Genomic DNA, 2517 nt, shown 5'->3' on the forward strand with positions numbered 1-2517 from the left:
GCGGGGCGGGCCTGTGGGGAATCGGCGGCCGACGCGTGCGCGGCTGCGGTGGTGGGTGCGACGGCGCCGAGTGCGCCGGGCGGCAGGGCGCCCGCGGAGGACGCGAGCGTGGTGCGGGTGGGGGGTGTGGTCCTGTGCACGCGTGTCCTCCGGTGAGGTTGCGGGTCACACAGGCGCGCGCCGTCGCGCCGTCGTAGGTCGGAAGCCGGGTCAGGCAACGGGGGCCGGCTCCGGGCGGTGGGTCAAGTGGTGCGCTGGGAAAAGGGGTTCGGGTCCTCTCAGGACCGTAACCGGCTTCGTCCGCTCCGGAAAGACCTTTGACAAGGTCCGCGGGTGCTTCATCCTCTGCGCGGACAAAGCCCACCGGGCAGGCCGGATCCGCCCGGTGGGCAGTTGCGGCCCACCGGGCGTGATCGGCGCGGGGAGCGCCGTCCGCGACGCCCCGGCCCTGGTCGCGAGGCTGGGCACGGCCTGCGGGCCGCTCAGTCCTGGCCGCTGCCGAAGGCCGCGTCGAAGGAGGCCGTGGGCGGTTCGTAGTCGAACGCCTTGAGCCGGGCCAGGGCCTCGGGCGCGCCGGTCAGCCGGTCCATGCCGGCGTCCTCCCACTCCACCGAGATCGGGCCGCGGTACCCGATGGCGCCGAGCATGCGGAAGACGTCCTCCCACGCCACGTCACCGTGTCCGGCCGAGACGAAGTCCCAGCCGCGGCGCGGGTCGCCCCACGGCAGATGGGAGCCGAGCCTGCCGTTGCGGCCGTCCAGCCGTTTGCGTGCCTCCTTGCAGTCGACGTGGTAGATGCGGTCGCGGAAGTCGTACAGGAACCCGGCCGGGTCCAGGTCCTGCCACACGAAGTGGCTGGGGTCGAAGTTGAGGCCGAAGGCCGGCCGGTGGTCGACCGCCTCCAGGGCCCGCCGGGTCGTCCAGTAGTCGTAGGCGATCTCCCCCGGATGCACCTCGTGGGCGAACTTCACGCCCTCCGCGTCGAACACGTCGAGCACCGGGTTCCACCGTTCGGCGAAGTCGGTGTAGCCGCGTTCGACCATGGCTTCGGGCACCGGCGGGAACATCGCCACCAGGTGCCAGATGGCCGATCCGGTGAAGCCGACGACCGTGTCGACGCCGAACGCCGCCGCCGCCCGTGCGGTGTCGGCCATCTCCGCGGCCGCACGCCGCCGCACGCCCTCGGGGTCGCCGTCGTCCCAGATCCTGGACGGCAGGATGGCCCGGTGCCGCTCGTCGATGATGGCGTCGCAGACGGCCTGGCCCACCAGGTGGTTGGAGATCGCCCAGCAGGACAGGCCGTACCTGTCGAGCAGTCGGCGCCGCCCGTCCAGGTACCCGGGCTCGGTCAGAGCCCGCTCGACCTCGAAGTGGTCTCCCCAACAGGCCAGTTCGAGGCCGTCATAGCCGGCGTCCCGGGCGATCCGGCAGACCTCCTCCAGCGGCAGGTCCGCCCACTGGCCGGTGAAGAGCGTGAATGACCTCGGCATGACTGGCTCCTTCGGGTGCGTGCCGACGCGGGTCGGCTAGGCGGACACGGGCGTGAGGACGGAGTTCTTCGCCGCGCTCTCCTCCACCGCCGCCAGCACCCGCTGCACCTGGAGGCCGTCGGCGAAGGAGGGCCGGGGCTCGGTGGCGCCGGCGACGGCGTGCACGAGGTCCCTGGCCTGGTGCACGAAGGTGTGCTCGTACCCGAGCCCGTGACCGGGCGGCCACCATGCCTCCAGATAGGGATGGCTCTGCTCGGTGACGAGGATGCGGCGGAAGCCTGCGTGCTCGGCGGGCAGGGTGTGGTCGTGGTACTCCAGCTCGTTGAGCCGCTCCAGGTCGAACGACAACGAGCCGTGCTCGCCGTTGAGTTCCATCCGCAGGGCGTTCTTCCGGCCGGCCGCGACCCGGCTCACCTCGAACGACGCCAGCGCCCCGGAGCCGAACCGGCCGTGGAAGAGCGCCGCGTCGTCCACGGTCACCTCACCGGACCGCTCGGAGTCGCCCGGCAGCGGGCGCTGCCGCACGAACGTCTCCAGCTGTCCGGAGACGCCCGTCAGCAGCTCCCCCGCCAGGTGCTGCGCGAGATCGACGATGTGCGCGCCCAGGTCCCCCAGCGCGCCCGAGCCCGCGTGTTCGCGTCGCATGCGCCAGGTCAGCGGGAAGAGCGGGTCGACCGTCCAGTCCTGGAGGTAGCTGGCCCGGACGTGCCGCAGGGCGCCTATCCGGCCCTCGGCGACCATGCGCCGGGCCAGGGCGAGGGCCGGCGTCCGCCGGTAGTTGAAGCCCACCATGGCGAGCTGGCCGCGCGCGGAGGCGGCCGAAGCCGCCTCCGCCATGGCCTCCGCCTCCTCGACGGAGTTGGCGAGCGGCTTCTCGCAGAGCACGTGCTTGCCCGCGGCGAGCGCGGCGAGCGCGATCTCCGCGTGGCTGTCGCCCGGTGTGCAGATGTCCACCACCTGCACGTCGTCCCGGGCGACGAGGTCGCGCCAGTCGGTCTCGGCCGCGGCCCAGCCGAGGCGGTCGGCG

Annotated in this window: 2 protein-coding genes; both read right to left on the reverse strand. The window is 73.0% G+C overall.

What is annotated here, in order from left to right:
- Positions 1-482: 482 nt before the first annotated feature.
- The gene (locus tag ACYVE9_RS22655) at positions 483-1490 is read right to left on the reverse strand and encodes a sugar phosphate isomerase/epimerase family protein (protein ID WP_461029738.1); all 1008 of its coding nucleotides are present in this window, start codon (positions 1488-1490) and stop codon (positions 483-485) included.
- 36 nt (positions 1491-1526) lie between these two features.
- On the reverse strand, positions 1527-2517 hold a 991-nt coding region (locus ACYVE9_RS22660), incomplete at its 5' end, for a Gfo/Idh/MocA family protein (RefSeq protein WP_461029739.1).

The sequence above is a fragment of the Streptomyces sparsus genome, from assembly GCF_054776295.1.